The sequence below is a fragment of the Nocardia brasiliensis genome, assembly GCF_011801125.1.
Classification (GTDB): domain Bacteria; phylum Actinomycetota; class Actinomycetes; order Mycobacteriales; family Mycobacteriaceae; genus Nocardia; species Nocardia brasiliensis_C.
Genome location: NZ_CP046171.1, coordinates 7,820,782 through 7,839,285 on the forward strand (window position 1 = coordinate 7,820,782; position 18,504 = coordinate 7,839,285).

Below are 18,504 nucleotides of genomic sequence, written 5' to 3' on the forward strand. Positions count from 1 at the left end.
ACATGGCGATATCCGCGGCTCGCGGCGGAATCGACGAGCGGGGCCCAGCGAAGGACCGGCACCGTCCGCGGCCAATCATGTAACTCGTTCTAGGACAGCTGTGCGTCGTCGGCGACGACGCGCGACGAGGGAGACCAGCACGCCATGCGTACCGAAATCTGCGAGCGGCTCGGGATCGAATTCCCGATCTTCGCGTTCACCCATTGCCGCGACGTGGCGGCCGCGGTCAGCAATGCCGGCGGGCTCGGCGTGCTCGGTGCGGTCGGCTTCACCGCCGAGGAACTGGAGGTCGAGCTGGCCTGGCTCGACGAGCACGTGCACGGCGTGTACGGCGTCGATCTGGTCATCCCGAGCAAATACGAGGGCAAGGGCATCGACGGCCTCACCCCCGAGGAGCTCGAGGCCAAGCTCGCCGAGCTGGTGCCCAACGGCCATCGCGACTTCGCCGAGAAGATCCTGGCCGACCACGGCGTGCCGCAGTTGCCCGACGGCGAACGGCACAACCAGCTGCTCGGCTGGACCGCGACCACCGCGGCGCCGCAGGTGGCGGTGATCCTGCGGCATCCGAAGGCCAAGCTGGTCGCCAACGCGCTCGGCACGCCGCCCGACGACGTGATCAAGCAGGTGCAGGACTCGGGCCGGCTGATCGGGGCGCTCTGCGGCTCGGTGAAGCACGCGCTCAACCACAAGAACGCGGGCCTGGACTTCGTGGTCTGCCAGGGCACCGAGGGCGGCGGGCACTGCGGCGAGATCTCGTCACTGGTGTTGTGGCCGCAGGTGATCGATGCCGTCGGCGATCTGCCGGTGCTGGCCGCGGGCGGGATCGGCAACGGCCGTCAGGTCGCGGCCGCCATGGCGATGGGCGCCGCGGGCGCCTGGACCGGCTCGCTCTGGCTCACCGTCGAGGAGGCCAACGTGCCGCCCGCGCAGATGCAGACCTACATCGACGCCACCAGCCACGACACCGTGCGGTCCCGGTCGTGGACCGGCAAGCCGTGCCGCATGCTGCGCAACGACTGGACCGACGCCTGGGAACAGGCCGACACCCCCGACCCGCTGCCCATGCCGCTGCAGATGATGGTGGCGCTGGACGGCGTCAAGCGCGGGCACCGGTACCCGGAGGCCGCGAAGGACGTGAACTTCAATCCGGTCGGCCAGGTGGTCGGCATGATGAAGCGGGTGGAGCGCTCCGCCGACGTGGTCGGCCGGCTGATCGAGGAGTACGTCGAGGCGTGCGACCGCCTCAACAAACTCAACGGCTGATCACCGCGGCCATTCCGGCCAGCCCTTCTCGCGCAGCACCGGGTCGGTGATGCCGCCCCAGCAGGTGAGCTGGTCGGCGTCCCACCCGGCCAGTTCCGCACCGTTGGCGTAGACCGACTGAAAGAACTCGAGGGCGGCACCGACCGGATCGGCGCTCGCGCGGGCTTCCTCGTAGGCGTAGTAGGCCGAGTGGCCCGCGCCGGAGGTGACCCAGCGGGCGCCGTTCGGGGTCAGCGGCCGCTCGGCCAGCCCCGCGGGTTCGGGCGCGGTGTAGCTGTAGAAGGTCGGCTCGGGAACCTTGTCGTCGCCGAACCAGAACCCGGAGCTGATCACCTCGCGGGAATACGCCTCGCGGGTCACCGAATCCACCGAGTCGGGCAATTCGACATGGCGCGGCGAGAACCGCTGCACGGCGATGTCGAAGGTGTGCCAGAACAGCTGCACCGGGCTGATCTTGCCCGAGTAGGTGGCGCTGAACTCCTCCAGCACCCGGCCCACCTGGCTCTGCACCCGGAACGCGTGGGCGACCTTGTCGGGGTCGTAGTGGCGGTGCTCGTCGTCGTCCTCGAACGGCCGTCGCGCGTCCGGCAGGTCGAACGGGTACGGGTTGGCCATGATGAAGTCCACGTCCAGGTCGCGCAGGCCGTTGCACACCGCGCCGTAGAAGGTGGCAACAGACTGGTCGACCAGATCGATCTCGGCCTCGGCGCCCTGATCCGTCGCGATCCGCAGCACGTGGTCGAAGAAGTCGAACGAGCAGGTGAACACCGGCCCGGAGCGCGCGGACCCGAGTGGGACGGTGGTCCAGCCGCGCGCGGTGAGCCGATAGGTCATATGCCACCAGTGGTTGCGCCGGATGCCCTTGGCCAGCGCCACTTTGCCGACGATCTGGGCGAACCGGTGCAGGGTCTCCTTGGTCGGCCGCCAGGATTCCAGCGGGATCGCGGGCAGCGGCTCGAATGCGACGGTCATGAGAAAAACGGTACGCCAGTACGAGTAACTATCGGCGGCTTCGATACCGGCCGAGCCGGTCCGGCCACCACACCAAGGCCCTCAACTGTCTGAGACAATGTACACTTCCTCGGGCGCGCTCGACACCGCAGCGTGCACGGGATCGCGCCTGGCGGCCTGCCCGCGTCGCCAGCACAGCACTGGGAGTGACCGGATGACAAAGCTTCTGACCATCGCCGCCATCTTGCTCGCCGTCGGCGCGCTCGCCGGACTCGTCGCGCTGTTCGTGTCCCGCCGATGGGCCAAGGCATTGCTCGCAGGCGGCGGCACACCGATCAAGCCGGTGCCCGCAAAAGCGCTGCGCGGCTTCGTCGATGACAAGGCCGCCTTCGTCGTCACCGCGACGCAGACTTTCGCCGCGCCACGGGAACGGGTGTGGGCGGCACTGGACACCAACGGCCTGTTCTCCTGGCTGCCGCTGATCAACGGCATGCGCTATCGCGACGAAAACCGCGGCGTCGGCACCACCCGGATCTTCGACGGTCTGCTGGTCGCGGGGGAGGAGCAGGTGATCGCCAGGGAGGAAGGCCATAGGCTCGCGTTGACCGCGACCAAGTCCTCGGTACCGTTTGTCATGAAGTCGATCACCGAGGAATACGAACTCGACGGAAACGGTTCCGGTGACACGACTCTCACGTGGACGCTCGCGGTGCAGCCGCGCTTCGGCGCGCTGTTGCCGCTGCAACTCTTCGTTCCGCTGGCCCGGCCGGTGGCACGCTGGAGCCTGCGTGGACTAAGCACTCGGATCTGATTCTTCCGGAGGTTCGGCATGTACCCGTGCGCCAATCGTCGCTGTGCCGATGCGGCACACCCATCGATCGAATGCCCGAACCTGGTGCGCGCGGACGCCCCCTCCGGCCGAAACCTGTTGATCCTGGCGGTACTTGCGGCGTTGATCGTGGCGGCACTGGTGCTCGCCGCGGTCACCGTCGGCAATCGCTGAGCCCGGCGACCGACTGTCCACGCGCCGACGCACGAATAACGGTGCACGCCCGGTGCTCGACACTGTCTGAGCCGCAGAGATCCGCAGTGGTCGCCGCGTCGGTGCCGCCGTACCGCGGCTGCTGCCGCCGTCTCGCGGCCGTGTGCGCCGAGTGCGCAGCTCGGCATATCCACCGTGCCATCAATATGTCTCGCGCACGCGAGCCGCGCTCGCAACGGCCATCGTCGCACCCACCTGGGCGGTGGCAGCGCGAAGCACGGCATATCCAGTGGGATGAAAGCCGTTGGCCACCAATCATTCGAGTCGCGCCTGGTCGTTGACACGGCGCGAAACATGCTGCGGGCATCAATGAATGCGGAACCGACCCCAGCGTGAAACCCACCCGCGACCAGCGCGGCTCGACGCACCGCGTCGCGGAGTTGCTCTTTTGTCTGAGACAAAATACGCGAAGGCCGGGGGAACCGTCGCCGGACGCCGAAAAAGTGGGTACCCCCGGACGGATCCGGTCAGGCCGCCGCGCCGTCCGCGGCGAAACCGGGTAGCCACCGCGCGACCAGTTCCAGAAACGGCCCCTCGGCATCGAGTTGCGCGCAGACCCCCACCACGCCGGCGAAGACCCGACCGAGCATGGCGAGTTCGGGGATCTCGGTGGGCGCCTTCACGGCTCGGGTGTTGGTCAGCGAGACGTTTTTCATGTCGAGGGCACGGGCGGTGTGCCCCTGCAACAGTTCCCGGCTGATGTGCACACTGTCGCCGTTGATCTGAGCGACGATCGGCGCGACCAACCGTTCGATCGGGCCGAGCTCGAGCTCGTGGCCGGGGCGCACGAATCCGTTGTCCCGCATGAGTACCACCAGCTGGTCGTAGTCCTGCCGCACCGCGCAGCGAGCCAGCTCGCCGATCACCGCGGGAATGCCCGTGGGCAGCGCGACGGCCGCGCCGAAATCGATGACGCCGAGGCGGCCGTCGTCGAGCAGCTGGAAGTTGCCGGGGTGCGGATCGCAGTGCAGGTAGCCGACCCGCACGGGTGCGGAGAGGGAGAACTCGACCAGCAGCGCGCCGGCGCGATCGCGCTGCGCCTTGCTGCCGTCGGCGATGATCCGGGACAGCGGGGTAGCCTGCAGCCACTCGGAGACAAGCACTTTCGGGGCGCTCGCGATCACCCGCGGCACCTGGAAGTCCGGATCGTCGGCGAACACCTTGGCGAAGCGGCGCTGATGGTCCGCCTCGATCCGGTAGTCGAGCTCGTCGGCGGTGCGGTCGATGAACTCCGCGATCAACGCCTTGGTGTCCGCGCCCGGCATCACGAGACCGAAAGCGCCGGAGAACATCTGGAGCATCTTGAGGTCCGACAGCAGCGCGGCGTCCGCGCCCGGGTACTGGACCTTGACCGCGACCGTGCGCCCGTCGCCCCACACCGCGCGGTGCACCTGCCCGATGCTGGCCGCCGCGACCGGCTGGTCGTCGAAGCTGGTGAAGCGCTCCCGCCAGCGGGTGCCGAGCTGCTCGGCGAGCATGCGATGCACCGAGGCGGTCGGCATCGGCGGGGCTTGCGATTGCAGGCGGGTGAGCGCCTCGCGGTAGCGATCGGCGAAGCGGGGCGGGATGCTGGCCTCGGCCACGCTCAGCGCCTGGCCGAGCTTCATCGCCCCGCCCTTGAGCTCGCCGAGCACCGCGAAGACCTGATCGGCGGCCTTGTCGATGAGCTCCTCGTCCAGCTCACCACGGGATGCGCCGGTCATCATGGCGCGGCCGGTCGCGGTGACCCGGCGGGCCATGATGCTCATGGGCAGCCTGGCCAATTTCGCCGACCGTGCCAGCCCCGTACGCCGTTTGCCTGCCATGGATACCTCGCTTCGCTGCGTGATCTTCACCCTATTCTGTCTGAGACAGAGGGTCAATCACGGGAAACGAGGGGATTTCAGGCTGTCGCCGCGTGACCTTCGCCGGCTTCCGCGTCGGACACACCGACCAGTTCATCGAAGCGCAGCACCACGCGCTCGTGGTACATGCCGAACAGGTCCTCGAACAACGCGACCTGCGCGTCGGACGGTCCGGACCCCGAGTCCCACACGGCCGCGAGCGCCCGCCAGACCAGCACATGCAGATCCGGCGCGCCCGCGAAGAAGGCCTCGACCGCCTCGGGCACCTCGAGCACCATCTCGCCGATCGAGTTCAGGATCGCCCGCTGCATGGACAGCCCGAGCGCGGTGAGCAGCCTGCGCACCAGCGCGACCTCGATCGCGAGGATCTCGCGCAGATCCGGCGTGTCCTGGCGGGCCAGCGTCTCCAGCTTGTCGATCTCGGCCTTCAGCAGCGCCGGATCGATCTCCTGGGCGCTGCCGGTGTAGGCCAGCAGCGTGTCCATCACGATGCCGCGCTCGACCTCGACGATGTCGCGGAACATCTCGCTCGCGACATCGGGCATGGACACCGAAAAACGGAACAACTGCCGGTACACATCCACCCCGCCCACCTCGCGGACGTCGCGGATGGTGAAACCCTTGCCACGGCGCGCCTCGACGAAGCCGTTCGACTCCAGCCGCCCCAGCGTCAGTTGCGCGGTCGCCCGATTCATGTCGAATTCCTCGGCCACCTGCCGCACCGACGGCATGAGCTCCCCCGGCTGATACTCCCCCGCGGCAACCCGGCGTGCCAACTCATCGGCAACGTCCGCGACTACCGTCTGGGCTCCCATCGAAGTCACCTTTCGACTACGTTCGAATACGTCCCAGACAGTCTAAGGCCTACTGTGCCAGACTGCACGTATGCGACACTGGTCGGCGCACAGTGTGAGGTGAGTCATGGCAATCCGGCGCAGCGGCGACAGTTCTGACATGAGTTCCACGGAACGGCGTACACGCCTGTTCACAGCAAGGTCCGACGGTAAACCACCAGTTCGCACGGCTATTCGCAATGCCAAGCTCGCCGCATTGCCGGTAGCCTTCGCCGGTCGGCAGGCCGCGGGCGTCGGGCGGCGCGCCCTCGGCAGATCGGCCGAAGAAGTCAATCGAGACATCCAATTGCGTACCGCGCAACACATGTTCGAGGTGCTCGGGGAGCTCAAGGGCTGCGCCGCGAAACTCGGCCAGCTGCTCGCCATCTATGAACTTGCCCTGCCGCCGGAGATCGCCGAGCCGTATCGGATCGCACTGAGCCAGCTGCAGGATTCGGCGCCCGCGATGCTGCCGAAGACCGTGCACGCGGCCATCGCGGCGAGCATGGGCGAGAACTGGCGGTGGCACTTCCAGGAGTTCGACGATCGCCGCGCGGCCGCCGCCTCGCTCGGTCAGGTGCACCGCGCGGTCTGGCACGACGGCAGGCAGGTCGCGGTCAAGGTGATGTACCCCGGCGGCAGGCAGGCCGTGGAGGGCGACCTCGAGCAGCTGCGCCGGATCTCGCTGCTGGCCACCGTCTTTCTGCCCGGCGCCGACGTCAAGGCCGTCACCGAGGCGATCTGCGACTGCGTGCGCGAGGAACTCGACTACGCGGCCGAGGCCGAATATCAGCGCGCCTTCGCCGCCGCCTACGCCGACGACCCGGACTTCTCCGTGCCGCGGGTGGTCGCCCAGCGCGGCGACGTACTGATCACCGAGTGGATCGAAGGCACCCCGGTGACCAAGGTCGTGGCCACCGGCACCCAGGCCGAACGCGACCGAGTCGGCATGCTGATGTTGCGTTTCGTGACCTCCGGCTGGGGGCGCCACGGGCTGCTCTACGCCGACCCACACCCCGGCAATTTCCGGGTGCTGCCGGACGGCAGGCTCGGCGTCGTCGATTTCGGCGCCTGCTGCGCCTGGCCACCGGAGGGTTTCGAAGAACTCACCATCGACTACTTCAAGGCCTTCGCCAACGGCGGCCCAGGGGAGTTGGAGGCGGCGACCCGCCGCCACGGCTTCGTCGCCGCAGGCCGCAGCTTCGACAGCGAGGCGCTGTTCAAGGCGGTCGCGCCGTGCAGCGAACCGCTCAAGCACTCGACCTACCGCATGACCACACCATGGCTGCGCAAGCAGGTGCTGCGCACCACGAACCCGCGACTGAGCAACGTCGTGCGGGAAATGACCATGCCCGCCTATTTCACCCCGTTCGCCCGCTCGATGCTCACCCTCGTCGGAGTGTTGAGCCAGCTGGAGACCGAGGGCCCGTTCCGCGACGAGATTCTGCGCTGGTTGCCGATGCTCGCCGAGGCACTCGAGTCCATCGAGCCGCCCGATCCGAACCGGCCGGTGGATCTGGCCGCCGTACGCAAGCGCCGCGCCGAAGCGGAGGATCGCCAGATGTCGGTGGGCTGACCATCGCGTTCCGTGGTCCGCACCGTACTGGCCCTTGCGTCTGAGACAGTGTTAGTCTCGGTAGCGGCACTCGCCGAATCCATCCGCAGGCTGAGCGTCCGTACCCGAGGAGGAGCATGCGCACCAGGATTTTCGGCCGTCGCAACGCACGCAGGGCGCGCGCGGCGGGCACCGCCACACCGCGACCGGTCGTGCTCACCCCGCGGCCCCCGGACAGCGCGCGTGCGCGTGCCTTCGGGCTCGGTCTCGCGGGCACCGGTGCGGCCCACTTCACCGCGCCGCGCGCCTTCGACCCGCTGACCGCGCGGGCCTTCCCGCGCGCGACCCGGCGCTGGACCTATCGCAACGGTCTCACCGAGATGGTGCTCGGCCTGGCGATCACCTTCCGGCGCAGCAGGCCGATCGGGTCGGTCGGCTTCATCGCCTATCTGGCCTTCCTCGCCTCCAGGCTCGCCGGAGCACGGCCCGCCGCGCGGCTGACCGCGGTACCGCCGCGGCCAAGCGAACCCATGCCGGTCAGCGCGTAACCGCGCGCACGGTCGCGGCCTCCGGGACACGAGGGGTTGCCGGAAACCGGACCGTGCCGACACCCACCGCCCCTGCGCCGTACAAAACGAACACCCGGCGGCGGTGCCCGGAACCGGGCATATGATCGCCAGAGGTTCGTTCGGGAGGGAAGTGCTGGTGACTACGGAGTCGGTTTTGGCGGCGGCCCCCGCGGCGCCGCAGTGGTTCGCGGAACTGTTCGCCCATCGGCGCTGGATTCGCCGCACACAGCCGTTCCCGCACGTCTATGCCAGGGACGTGTTCGTGCCGGAGTTCTATCAGCGGCTCACCGAGGAGTTCGCGCGCGTCCGGCGCGACGAGGCGGATCGGTTCGGCCGGGTCGCCACCAACTACAGCGCGGACGGGCTCGGCCTCGCCGAACTGCGCGACGGCCCGTTCGGGGTGTTCACCTCCCGGGAGTGGCACGACCTGGTCGCCGGGGTCGCCGGCGTCACCACCGCGACCGGCGACGTCGAGGGCTCGGTGCATCACCACGCGCCGGGCGCGCCGTACGGCTGGCCGCACAACGACCTCAATCCCGCGTGGTTCCCCGGCGACCCGCCCGGCCCGTCCGAGGTGCGGCTGCCCGGCGACGGGGTCGATACCAAGACCGGCGCGCGTCCGTCGGGTGTGACCGCGCGGGCGAACGTGCGCGCGGTGGCCGTGCTGTACTACTTCGGCAACCCGGACTGGCAGCCCGGCGACGGCGGCGAGACCGCGCTGTATGACAACCTCGCCGAGGGCGAGACCATGCCGAACCTGACTTTGATTCCGCCACTGGACAATTCGCTGATCCTGTTCGAGGTCACCCCGCGTACCTGGCACACCTTCGCCGGCAACAACACCAGGGATCGCAGCAGCGTGGTCATGTGGGTGCACCGGCCCAAGGAAGACGCGGTGCAGCGTTGGGGAGGAGACAACATTGTCTACTGGTGACCGCAGGGTCTGTCTGCTCACGGGTGCCAGCGGCACGCTGGGCGAGATGTTCTGCCGCTCCTATTACACCCAGTACGACATCGTCGCGGTCTGCCACACCCGCACCCCGGCGGCGCCGTCGCAGCTGGAGTGGTTCGTCGATCCGCTGGAGCCGGAAAAGCCGCTGCCGGAAAACGACTCGCGCATCTTCGTGGTCCGCGCCGACCTCACCAAACCGGGCGAGGTCGAGCGGGTGGTCGAGCTCGCGCTGGCGCGCTACGGCAATGTGGATCTACTGGTCAACAATGCCGCCCACGTCCAACTGCAGCCGCGCGGCATCGTCGACGGCGAGGCGGCGCTCGAGCAGTTCGATCCGCACTTCACCCTGAATGTCGCTGTGCCGCTTCGGCTGTGCGCCCGGCTCGGGCAGCAGGCATGGATGCACGCGGGACCGCGAAACCGCGCGCGCAACCGCAACATCGTCAACGTGTCGAGCATCTCCGGTTCCGAGGTCTATCCCGGGCAGACGCTGTATTCCGCGTCGAAGGCGGCACTGAACCAGCTCACCCGCAATATCGCGGCCGAGTTCGCCGAGTTCGGCGTGCGCGCGAATGCCATTGCGCCGACGACCTTTCCGGCACTGGTACCGACCGAGCAGGTGGCACGGGCGATCGTCGAGCTCGACCAGAGCGCCACGCTCACCGGCGGTGTGTTCGGCGTCGGTCTCGGCACCGAGCCGGGCGAGGCGGAGCCGGGCCGCCACGCCAAGCTCACCGACGCCTAGACAGAACCTAGCCCTGCTCAGTTCGGCGCGACCCCGGTTACGCGCTCGGACAGCTCCCAGAGCCGCTGGGCGAGTGCGGGATCCACCGCCTGCTTGTTGCGCGGCCGTTCCAGCTTGAACCGGTGGTAATAGTCGCCGCTGGTGAATTCGGTGGTGGTGGCCAAGCGCTCCAACGGCTGCGCGCCCTGCTCCGACCGAATGAAGAACGGCCGCGACAGCGGCGAGCGGATCAGCGCACCGAGGCCGAACGGGGCGTTGTCGTAGACGTGGGTGGCAACCGCGCCGGGGTGGAACGCGGCGGTGCGCAGGCCGGTGCCCTCGGTGCGCCGCGCGAGTTCCCGGGTGAACAGCAGATTGGCCAGCTTGGACGCGGCGTAGGCGCCCATCTGGTTGAACGAGCCCGCGGTGGCGTTGACCGTATCGAGGTCGAGCCGGGCCATCCGGTAGGTCGTGCTGGAAGTGTTGATCACCCTGGCCGAGGACTGCACCAACCGGTCGAGCAGCAGGCTGGTCAACAGGAACGGTGCGAGATGGTTGACCTGGAAGGTGAGCTCGTTGCCGTCGACGGTCGCGGTCCGCTTCGGCCACGCGCCGCCGGCGTTGTTGGCCAGCACGTCGATCCGCGGGTACCGGTCGAGCAGCTGGTCGGCCAGTTTGCGCACCTCGTCGAGGCGGGCGAAGTCGGCGAGGAACGGCTCGGCGCCCGCCTCGCGCGCCACCTCGGCCGTGCGTTCCGGGGAACGTCCGACGACCGCGACGGTGGCGCCGCGGGCCGCCAGCCGGGCCGCCGCCGCGGCGCCGATCCCGGAGCTCGCGCCGGTCACCACGACGGTCCTGCCGGTTAGATCTTGGCCTGCTTCCACCATTGCTGCCTCCCTGGGCCTCGGTTGTCCGACTGATCGTCATCATCCTGGCGGAATTCGGCAATGGCCGCCGCGCTCGAATAGTGCGCGGCGATCTCGTCGCTGGTGGTCGTCCACACGCCGGGATGGTTGACCACGTACTCGAGCGCCTGGTCCAGATACTTGGTCCGGAAGGCCTGACCGATGACGAAGGGATGCAGCGCCAGCGCCAGCACCCGGCCGCTGTCGGCGGACTCGGCGTAGAGCTGATCGAGCTGGTCGGTGACGATCCGCACGAAGTCGGGGCCGCTGGTGCCCTTGGCCAGGAACAGCGAGTTGTCGTTCAGCTCAACGGTATAGGGGACGCTGAGCATGCCGGGGACATGCAAAGGATAGGGCTGATCGTCGTTGGTCCAGTCCAGCACGTAGTTCAGCCCGAGCTCCGCGAGCAGCGCCGGCGTGTGAAAGGTTTCGGTGAGCGCGGGCCCCATCCAGCCGCGCGGGCGGTGACCGGTGCCGCGTTCGATGGTCTCGACCACCTCGGTGAGGTAGGCACGCTCGGCATCGACGGTCAGCTCGGTCTGGAAGATCGAGTTGTTCTTACCGTGGGCCAGCCAGGCCCAGTCACGATCCAGGCCCGCCTGGATGAGCTGCGGATAGCGGTGCACCACATCGGAATTGAGCAGCGCACTGGCCCGGACCCGGTGCCGGTCGAGCGTCTCGGCGACCCGCCAGAAGCCCACCCGCGGCCCGTAGTCACGCCAGCCGTAGTTCAACGGATCCGGCGTCAGGTCGGCGGTGCCGGGAAAGATGCTGGTGGCGGGCCGATCCACCTGGTAGTGCTCGACATTGAGGCCGACGTAGAAGGCGACGCGCGCGCCGCCGGGCCACTGGATGGGCGCGCGGTCGACGATCGGGCTGTAGTCGTACAGGTCGTTGTCCATGCCGTCGATTGTCGAACCTGACACTAATGTCAGGTTCAACCCCGGCGAAGGTGACATCGGGCACAATCCGGGCGCTACGCCGCCCGCGAACGGTTTCGCCTGCCCGGACGACACCGCCCCGGTGTGTACATTTGCCCGGCGGACTCGGCAGCCGAAGGGCCGGGCGTTGCGGCAACTCGCCGGAAGGCACGGGCGCTCGGCGATGCCGTGATCCGCAGGCCCACGACGGTACGTTGAGGCACGGAGAGGCGGACGAGCCGCGGAGAGGCGGACCAGCACATGCGAGTGGACGGGCGGGAAATCCCGGTCACCGGCAACCTGCTACAGCCGATGGTCCGGCGGACCAGCGACATCATCCGGGTTGTGCTCGCGGCGCTGTGGGTGGCGATCGTCGTCGCGGCCTCGGTGATCACCCGCCCGGAATGGCTCGCGCTGGAACGCTCGGTCTCCAATATCGTCGGCTTCCTCAACCCCGACCAATCCAACCTGGTCTATCTCGTCTACGGCACGGCCATTCTGGCGCTGCCCTTCGCCATCCTGATCGAGTTGATCATCGGCAGGCAGTGGAAGCTGCTGGCCGGTTACGCCGCGGCGGGCCTGACCGCCGGGCTGCTGCTGTCGATCACCGGCACCGGCCTCTCGGCGCCGAAATGGCATCTGCAGGTGCCCGATCGGCTCGACACCTTCCTCTCCCAGTTCCTCGACGACCCGCGCTGGATCGCGATGCTCGCGGCCGTGCTGACGGTGTCGAGCCCGTGGTTGCCCAACCGCCCGCGCCGGTACCTGTGGTTCCTGCTGCTCGCGTTCGCGCCGATTCACCTGGTGGTCAGCACGGTCGTGCCGGCCCGCGCGATGTTCGGGCTCGCGGTCGGCTGGCTGGTCGGCGCGGTCATCGTGCTCGTGGTCGGCACACCGGCGCTGGAGGTGCCACTCGACGCCGCGGTGCGGGTGCTGGCCGGGCGCGGGCACACCGTCACCGGATTCACCGTGGTGCATCCGGCCGGGCGCGGCCCACTGGTGCTTGCCGCCGCGATCGACGGGCCCGAACGCGAACTCGTCGTCGAGATGTACGGCAAGAACCAGCGCAGCTTCGGCGCGCTGCGCCAACTCTGGCGCTGGCTCACCTTCCGGGCCAGCGAAACCGCGGCGATGCACGGCTCCATGCATCGCGCCGTCGAGCATCGCGCGCTGCTGGCGATCGCGGTCGACGAACTCGGATTGGCCAGCAGCACACCGGTCGCCGTCGCGGCCCTGGACCGCGGCTGGATGCTGCACGCGCACACCGTGCCCAAGGGCGAGCCGATCACCGAGCTGTCCGCCGAGCAGCTGCCCGGCGTGTGGAAGGGCCTCGACGCGCTGCACCGCGGCCAGATCGCGCACGGCGACCTGCGGCCGACCGAGATCCGAATCCAGGACGGCACCACCCTCTTCGGCGGATTCTCCAGCTCCGAATTCGGCGCATCGGCCAAACAGCAGCAGTCCGATATCGCCCAGCTGCTGGTGTCGACCACCGCGCTCTTCGGCAAGGAAGCCGCGGTACGCACCGCGCTGGACTCGCTCGGCAGGCAGTCGGTGCTCACGGCGGCGAGCAGGCTCACCAAGTCGGCGATGCCCGCCGGGCTGCGAAAGTCGGTGCCGGACTGGAAGGACGCGCTGTCGGCCGCGCGCGAGGAGGTGCGCAAGCAGACCGGACAGGACCGGATCGAGGCCGAGCAGATCACCAGGTTCACCCGCAATCAGATCATCCAGCTGGTGCTGTTGATCGGACTGGTGTACGTCGCTTATCCGTTCATCAGCGCGGTACCGACCTTCTTCACCCAGCTGAAGACCGCCAACTGGTGGTGGGCGCTGCTCGGGCTCGCCGTATCGTGCCTGACGTATGTCGGTGCGGCCGCGGCACTGTGGGCCTGTGCCTCGGGCGCGGTGAGCTTCCGGAACCTGGTGATCATGCAGATCGCCAACACCTTCGCCGCGACCACCACGCCGGCCAGGGTCGGCGGGCTCGCGCTCAGTGTGCGCTTTCTGACCAAGGGCGGAGTCGGCGCGGTGCGCGCCACCGCAGCGGTGGCGCTGCAGCAGGCGGTGCAGGTGATCACGCACGTGAGCCTGCTGGTGGTGTTCAGCATCGCGGCGGGCACGTCGGCGGACCTGTCGCACTTCGTACCGGACGCCACGGTGCTGTACCTGATCGCCGGTGTCGGCGTCGGCATCATCGGCACGTTCATGTTCGTGCCGCAATTGCGGCGCTGGCTGAACAATTCGGTGCGCCCGCAATTGCAGGAGGTGCTCGGCGAACTCGCCGAACTGGCGCGCGATCCCAAGCGCTTCTCGGTGATCATCCTCGGCTGTGCCGCGATCACGCTCGGCATGGCGGGCGCGCTGTGGGCCAGCGTGGAGGCCTTCGGCGGCGGCACCACCTTCGTCACCGTCACCATCGTCACGATGATCGGCGGCACCCTCGCCTCCGCCGCGCCGACCCCGGGCGGGGTCGGCGCGGTCGAGGCCGCGCTCATCGGCGGTCTCGGCACCTTCGATGTGCCGCTGGAGGTCGCGGTCCCGTCGGTCCTGCTCTACCGGGTGCTGACCTGCTGGCTGCCGGTGCTCTGCGGCTGGTTCACCATGCGCTGGATGACCGCGAAAGACATGCTCTGACGCCGCGGCGGCGAGAACTCAAGCGCGCACGACGGTCTCGGCGAGCCGGGCGGTGATCAGCCCTTCGGCCTCGGTGACGATCCGGGTGATGAGCTCGGCGCAGGTGGGGATGTCGTTGATCAGGCCCTGCACCTGTCCGGCACTCCAGATGCCCGCGTCCAGGTCGCCCTCTTCGAAGACCCGGCGACCGCGCGCGCCCGCGACCAGATCGCGGACGTCGTCGAACGTGCCGCCCGCCTTTTCGATCTCGACCACCTTGCGGCTGATCTCGTTGTCCGCGACGCGGGCGGTGTTGTGCATGGTGCGGAAGATCAGCTGGGTGTCGCGCTCGGTGTGCGCGACGATCTGTTCCTTGACCTTCTGGTGCACGGCGGATTCCTGGGTGCACAGGAAGCGGGTGCCCATGTTGATGCCGTCGGCGCCGAGCGCGAGCGCGGCGACGAGACCGCTGGCATCGGCGAAACCGCCCGAGGCGATCATCGGGATGTCGAGCACCCGGGCGGCGGCCGGGATCAGGATCAGACCGGGGACGTCGTCCTCACCGGGGTGGCCGGCGCATTCGAAACCGTCGATACTGACGCCGTCGACGCCGATCCGCTGCGCCTTGAGCGCGTGCCGCACGCTGGTGCACTTGTGCAGCACCTTGATGCCCGCGTCCTTGTAGTAGGGCAGGAAGGGCTCGGGGTTGCTGCCCGCGGTCTCGACGATCTTGACGCCGCTCTCCACGATCGCCTGCACGTACTCCGCGTACGGTGGCGGGTTGATCGACGGCAGGATGGTGACGTTCACGCCGAACGGCTTGTCGGTCAGCTCCCGGGTCCGCGCGATCTCGCGGCGCAGATCATCCGGGGTGGGCTGGGTGAGGGCGGTGATGAACCCGAGCCCGCCCGCGTTGGCGACGGCCGCGACGAGTTCGGCTCGGCCGACCCACATCATGCCGCCCTGCACGATCGGGTGTTCCACGCCGAAGGTCTCGGTGAACCTGGTCCGCAGCATTGCGCTCTCCTCTGGCTCGCGCGGGCGGTCCGGTTCGCCCGTACGCGACGATCGTGACACGAGAATCCACTCGTATTCAACTCCTAAGTGAGCCGTCATTCGCATTGGTGCACGTTAAAGAGGGCAGCCGGCCTCGGCCCCACATCGGCCTCTCATCAGGAAATATCCAGCTCAGTTGCACTTTCTGCGCCGTGGCGGCGCTTTCACCGGATTAACGGCGATTCATCAACAGAACCCTTGTCTGTGCGATAAGTTACTTGCTATTCTGCTGGCGTTCAGCCGTCGGCGCGGTCGGCCATCCCGGCGGGCGCGGCCGACGGTCCGAGAGGAGTTCGTGGCATGACCACCGGTGCGCATGGGGGATCGACGGCGGCGGAGTCGGCGGGGCCGGTGGGCACCGCGCTCGACGAGCCGCTCCGCTCGCGGCGCAATCACTGGAACAACCAGGTCGCCGGGCACGCGCGGATGCGACCCGACGCGGTCGCCCTGCGCTTCCGCGGTGTGGACACCACCTGGCGGCAGTTGCACGAGCGCTCGCTGAAGTTCGCCGACGCGCTCGCCCGCCGCGGGGTCGGCTTCGGCGACCGGGTGCTGATCCTGGCGTTGAACTATCCCGAGTACATCGAGGCGGTGTTCGGCATCAACGCGCTCGGCGCGATCGCCGTCCCGGTCAACTTCCGCCTCACCCCGCCCGAGGTCGCCTACATCGTCAGCGACAGCGGCGCGAAGGCGATCGTCACCGACACCCTGCTGCAACCGCTGGCCACCGCGGTACGCGACGGATCCGACACGCTGGAAACGTGTTTCGTGATCGGCGGCGCCAGCGCCGACGGCGTACTCGGGTTCGAGGACGTGCTCGCCGAGCAGGGGGCGCCGCACACCCCGCTCGACATCCCCGAGGACACTCCGGCGCTGATCATGTACACCTCGGGCACCACCGGCAGTCCCAAGGGCGCGATCCTGTCCTACGCGAACATGAACGCACAGGCGTTCACCGTCATCCGGGCGCTGGCGGCCACCCCGGATTCGATCGCCTTCTGCACCTCGCCGCTGTTCCACATCGCCGGACTCGGCAGTCTCTCGGCCAATTTCGTGCTCGGCGCGAAGACCGTGCTGCATCCGCTCGGCGCCTTCGACGCCACCGAATTCCTCGACGCCGTCGAACGCGAACAGGCGACCGGCGCGTTCTGCGTGCCTGCGCAGTGGCAGGCCATTTGTGCCGAACCCACTGTGCGCGAACGCAAGCTGGCGCTGGAGTCGCTCAGCTGGGGCGCCGCCCCCGCCTCGGACTCGGTGCTGCGGGCGATGGCGGACTGCTTCCCGAACGCGTTCAACGTCGCGGTGTTCGGGCAGACCGAGATGTCGCCCATCACCTGCGTGCTGGAGGGCAAGGACGCACTGCGCAAGCTCGGTTCGGTCGGCAAGCCCATCCCGACCATTCAGGCCCGCATCGTCGACGACGAGATGAACGACGTCGCGCCCGGCGAGATCGGCGAGATCGTCTATCGCGGACCGACACTCATGCAGGGCTACTGGAACAAGCCAGAGGCCACGGCCGAGGCGTTCGCCGGCGGCTGGTTCCACTCCGGCGACCTGGTCCGCCAGGACGAGGAGGGCTTCATCTGGGTGGTCGACCGCAAGAAGGACATGATCATCTCCGGCGGCGAGAACATCTACTGCGCCGAGGTGGAGAACGTGCTCTTCGGCCACCCCAAGATTCGCGAGGCCGCGGTGATCGGCCGGGCACACGAGAAGTGGGGCGAGGTGCCGGTCGCGGTCGTCGCGCTCGACAACCCCGACGACGAGCTCACCCTCGACGAGCTCACGGCGTTCCTCAACGAGAACCTCGCGCGCTACAAGCACCCCAAGGATCTGGTCGTCGTCGCGGAGCTGCCCCGCAACGCCAGCGGCAAAGTCGTGAAAGTGCAACTGCGCAAGGAATATTCATCCTGATTCCGGTGCGCTGAGGTACGGTCGTTCGGATGGCGATTCCTCGTATCCGTGCGGCCGTCCTCGCACTGCACTGGCAGGTGAACGTGATCGAGCCCGCGGGTTTCTTCGGGCCGATGCTCGCCGGACCGGTGGCCGCGAGCGGCGTCGTCGAGCGCGCCGTGCGATTCCACGAAGCGGCTGCCGCACAGGATATTCCGGTGCTGTTCACCCGTTTCACCATCCCCGTCGGCGAGGGGCAGCTGGTGCGCAACACCGGGTTCATGCGCTCGGTCGGTGCGGCGCAGACCGAATTCCGGCCGAATTCGCCTGGTAGCCAGATCATCCCGGAGATGGCGGGACAGCCGTCCGCGGTGTTCGACAATCAGAAGCTGTCCGGCCTGGCGGGCAGCACGCTGCCCCATTGGTGTGCCGCGCGCGGTATCGACACCCTGTTCCTCACCGGCGTCGCGACCAACCTGACCGTGGAGCAGACCGCACGGCACGCCACCGACCTGGGCTTCACCGTGCATCCCGTGGCCGACTGCGTTGCCGCGGCCGACCCCGCGGCGCACGAGGCGTCGCTGGCCGACCTCGAACTGACCACGGCGGGTACGCTCAGCGCGGCGCGGGTGCTGGCACTGCTCACGCGGCGCTGAATACCTGTGCGGCTCGGCACGATCAGGTTTACCGCCGCGCCCGCTCGGCAACCCAGCGGCTACGGAACCCGGTAGTCGCCCTCGGAGTCAGGAGCCAGCACTGTGAAACTCACCCACCTCGCGGTATGCGCCGCCGCCGCGCTCGCGGTCATCGGCGGATCCGCCGGATGCGGCAGCGACGACACCGACCATTCCGCCCACACCGGTTCGGCGACGACCGCGGCCGCCGCACCGGAGCACACCGCAACCCACACCACCCCGGCCGCCGCAACGACCAAGGCCGCCGACCCCAGCGCGACCGCGGCGCCGGGGGATACCGTCGAGGACGTGAACTGCGGGCCGGTCACCGACGCCGGCGGAGGCACCCGCACCGTCATCGCCGCGGGCACGCCGGTCGGCCGGGTCGGCTGCACCGAGGCCATCAACGTGGCGACCGAGTACGCGCAGACCGTCAGCAACACCGACGCACAGACCGTGCAGGGCTGGCAGTGCGCCGCCCAGCCCGACACCGTGACACCCTCGGCGTGCACCAAGGACGGCCTGCGCATCGAGTTGCGCGCCAACTGATCGCGGCCCGTCCGCGCGGGCCCGGCACCGCCCTCGATCCGGTCCGGAGCGAAGGTCGAGCAAAAGACCCTGTTCCGCAGTGCGATATCTCGGCATAATCGCGGGGGTACCCGGACGACCCGGCAGGAAGTCGTCGTAGCGGGGGGTCGAGCGGTATCGGA

The 18,504-nt window shown here is 68.7% G+C and carries 17 protein-coding genes; 11 read left to right on the top strand and 6 right to left on the bottom strand.

Going from position 1 to position 18,504, the window contains the following annotated elements; all coding sequences use genetic code 11:
• The first annotated feature begins 144 nt into the window (after positions 1-144).
• Positions 145-1,263 (top strand): NAD(P)H-dependent flavin oxidoreductase, encoded by a 1,119-nt coding sequence (locus F5X71_RS35890; RefSeq protein ID WP_167465974.1) that lies wholly within the window; start codon positions 145-147, stop codon positions 1,261-1,263.
• On the opposite strand, the gene F5X71_RS35895 is transcribed toward F5X71_RS35890, so the two are convergent.
• Entirely contained in the window at positions 1,264-2,235 is a 972-nt protein-coding gene (locus F5X71_RS35895) for a DUF5996 family protein (RefSeq protein WP_167465975.1), read from the bottom strand. It lies immediately after the preceding gene.
• Between the two features lie 193 nt (positions 2,236-2,428).
• Here F5X71_RS35895 and F5X71_RS35900 point away from each other — a divergent pair, with 193 nt between their 5' ends.
• Positions 2,429-3,025: an SRPBCC family protein gene (locus tag F5X71_RS35900; RefSeq protein WP_167465976.1), complete on the top strand. Its 597-nt coding sequence runs from the start codon at positions 2,429-2,431 to the stop codon at positions 3,023-3,025.
• 18 nt (positions 3,026-3,043) lie between these two features.
• The gene (locus F5X71_RS35905; RefSeq protein ID WP_167465977.1) at positions 3,044-3,217 is read left to right on the top strand and encodes a hypothetical protein; all 174 of its coding nucleotides are present in this window, start codon (positions 3,044-3,046) and stop codon (positions 3,215-3,217) included.
• Between the two features lie 506 nt (positions 3,218-3,723).
• Here F5X71_RS35905 and F5X71_RS35910 read toward each other — a convergent pair.
• A complete protein-coding gene (locus F5X71_RS35910) occupies positions 3,724-5,061 on the bottom strand; it encodes an ABC1 kinase family protein (RefSeq protein ID WP_167465978.1) in 1,338 nt (445 codons plus the stop codon).
• A 77-nt stretch (positions 5,062-5,138) separates the two neighbouring features.
• Positions 5,139-5,915, bottom strand: coding sequence for a GntR family transcriptional regulator (locus F5X71_RS35915; RefSeq protein ID WP_167465979.1), 777 nt, complete (start codon positions 5,913-5,915; stop codon positions 5,139-5,141).
• Positions 5,916-6,150: 235 nt separating this feature from the next.
• Between F5X71_RS35915 and F5X71_RS35920 the strand changes: the two genes are divergently transcribed.
• The 4 genes from F5X71_RS35920 to F5X71_RS35935 all read left to right on the top strand — a co-directional run bounded on the left by F5X71_RS35920 (position 6,151) and on the right by F5X71_RS35935 (position 9,754).
• A complete protein-coding gene (locus F5X71_RS35920) occupies positions 6,151-7,509 on the top strand; it encodes an ABC1 kinase family protein (RefSeq protein ID WP_203218247.1) in 1,359 nt (452 codons plus the stop codon).
• A 116-nt stretch (positions 7,510-7,625) separates the two neighbouring features.
• Positions 7,626-8,036, top strand: a complete 411-nt coding sequence (locus F5X71_RS35925; RefSeq protein WP_167465980.1) for a hypothetical protein — start codon at positions 7,626-7,628, stop codon at positions 8,034-8,036.
• Between the two features lie 157 nt (positions 8,037-8,193).
• Positions 8,194-8,991 (top strand): 2OG-Fe(II) oxygenase family protein, encoded by a 798-nt coding sequence (locus tag F5X71_RS35930; protein WP_238815634.1) that lies wholly within the window; start codon positions 8,194-8,196, stop codon positions 8,989-8,991.
• A complete protein-coding gene (locus F5X71_RS35935; RefSeq protein ID WP_238815635.1) occupies positions 8,978-9,754 on the top strand; it encodes an SDR family NAD(P)-dependent oxidoreductase in 777 nt (258 codons plus the stop codon). Before F5X71_RS35930 ends, F5X71_RS35935 begins: the two co-directional genes overlap by 14 nt.
• A 17-nt stretch (positions 9,755-9,771) precedes the next feature.
• On the opposite strand, the gene F5X71_RS35940 is transcribed toward F5X71_RS35935, so the two are convergent.
• Together F5X71_RS35940 and F5X71_RS35945 are read right to left on the bottom strand one after the other, a co-directional pair.
• Entirely contained in the window at positions 9,772-10,620 is an 849-nt protein-coding gene (locus F5X71_RS35940) for an SDR family NAD(P)-dependent oxidoreductase (RefSeq protein ID WP_167465982.1), read from the bottom strand.
• Positions 10,596-11,540, bottom strand: coding sequence for a polysaccharide deacetylase family protein (locus F5X71_RS35945; protein ID WP_167465983.1), 945 nt, complete (start codon positions 11,538-11,540; stop codon positions 10,596-10,598). Before F5X71_RS35945 ends, F5X71_RS35940 begins: the two co-directional genes overlap by 25 nt.
• A gap of 279 nt (positions 11,541-11,819) precedes the next feature.
• On the opposite strand from F5X71_RS35945, the gene F5X71_RS35950 reads away from it, so the two are divergent.
• On the top strand, positions 11,820-14,192 hold the full coding sequence (locus tag F5X71_RS35950; protein ID WP_167465984.1) for a lysylphosphatidylglycerol synthase transmembrane domain-containing protein: 2,373 nt from the start codon (positions 11,820-11,822) through the stop codon (positions 14,190-14,192).
• An 18-nt stretch (positions 14,193-14,210) separates the two neighbouring features.
• On the opposite strand, the gene F5X71_RS35955 is transcribed toward F5X71_RS35950, so the two are convergent.
• Positions 14,211-15,188, bottom strand: a complete 978-nt coding sequence (locus F5X71_RS35955) for an NAD(P)H-dependent flavin oxidoreductase (protein ID WP_167465985.1) — start codon at positions 15,186-15,188, stop codon at positions 14,211-14,213.
• A 339-nt stretch (positions 15,189-15,527) separates the two neighbouring features.
• Here F5X71_RS35955 and fadD5 point away from each other — a divergent pair, with 339 nt between their 5' ends.
• The 3 genes from fadD5 (at position 15,528) to F5X71_RS35970 (ending at position 18,343) form a co-directional block, all read left to right on the top strand.
• Positions 15,528-17,141, top strand: coding sequence for a fatty-acid--CoA ligase FadD5 (fadD5, locus tag F5X71_RS35960; protein ID WP_238815636.1), 1,614 nt, complete (start codon positions 15,528-15,530; stop codon positions 17,139-17,141).
• Positions 17,142-17,170: 29 nt separating this feature from the next.
• Positions 17,171-17,776 carry a cysteine hydrolase gene (locus F5X71_RS35965; RefSeq protein WP_167465986.1) on the top strand — a complete coding sequence of 202 codons (606 nt, stop codon included), beginning with the start codon at positions 17,171-17,173 and terminating at the stop codon, positions 17,774-17,776.
• Positions 17,777-17,878: 102 nt separating this feature from the next.
• Complete coding sequence (locus tag F5X71_RS35970; protein WP_167465987.1) at positions 17,879-18,343, top strand: hypothetical protein; 465 nt, start codon at positions 17,879-17,881, stop codon at positions 18,341-18,343.
• Positions 18,344-18,504 lie beyond the last annotated feature (161 nt).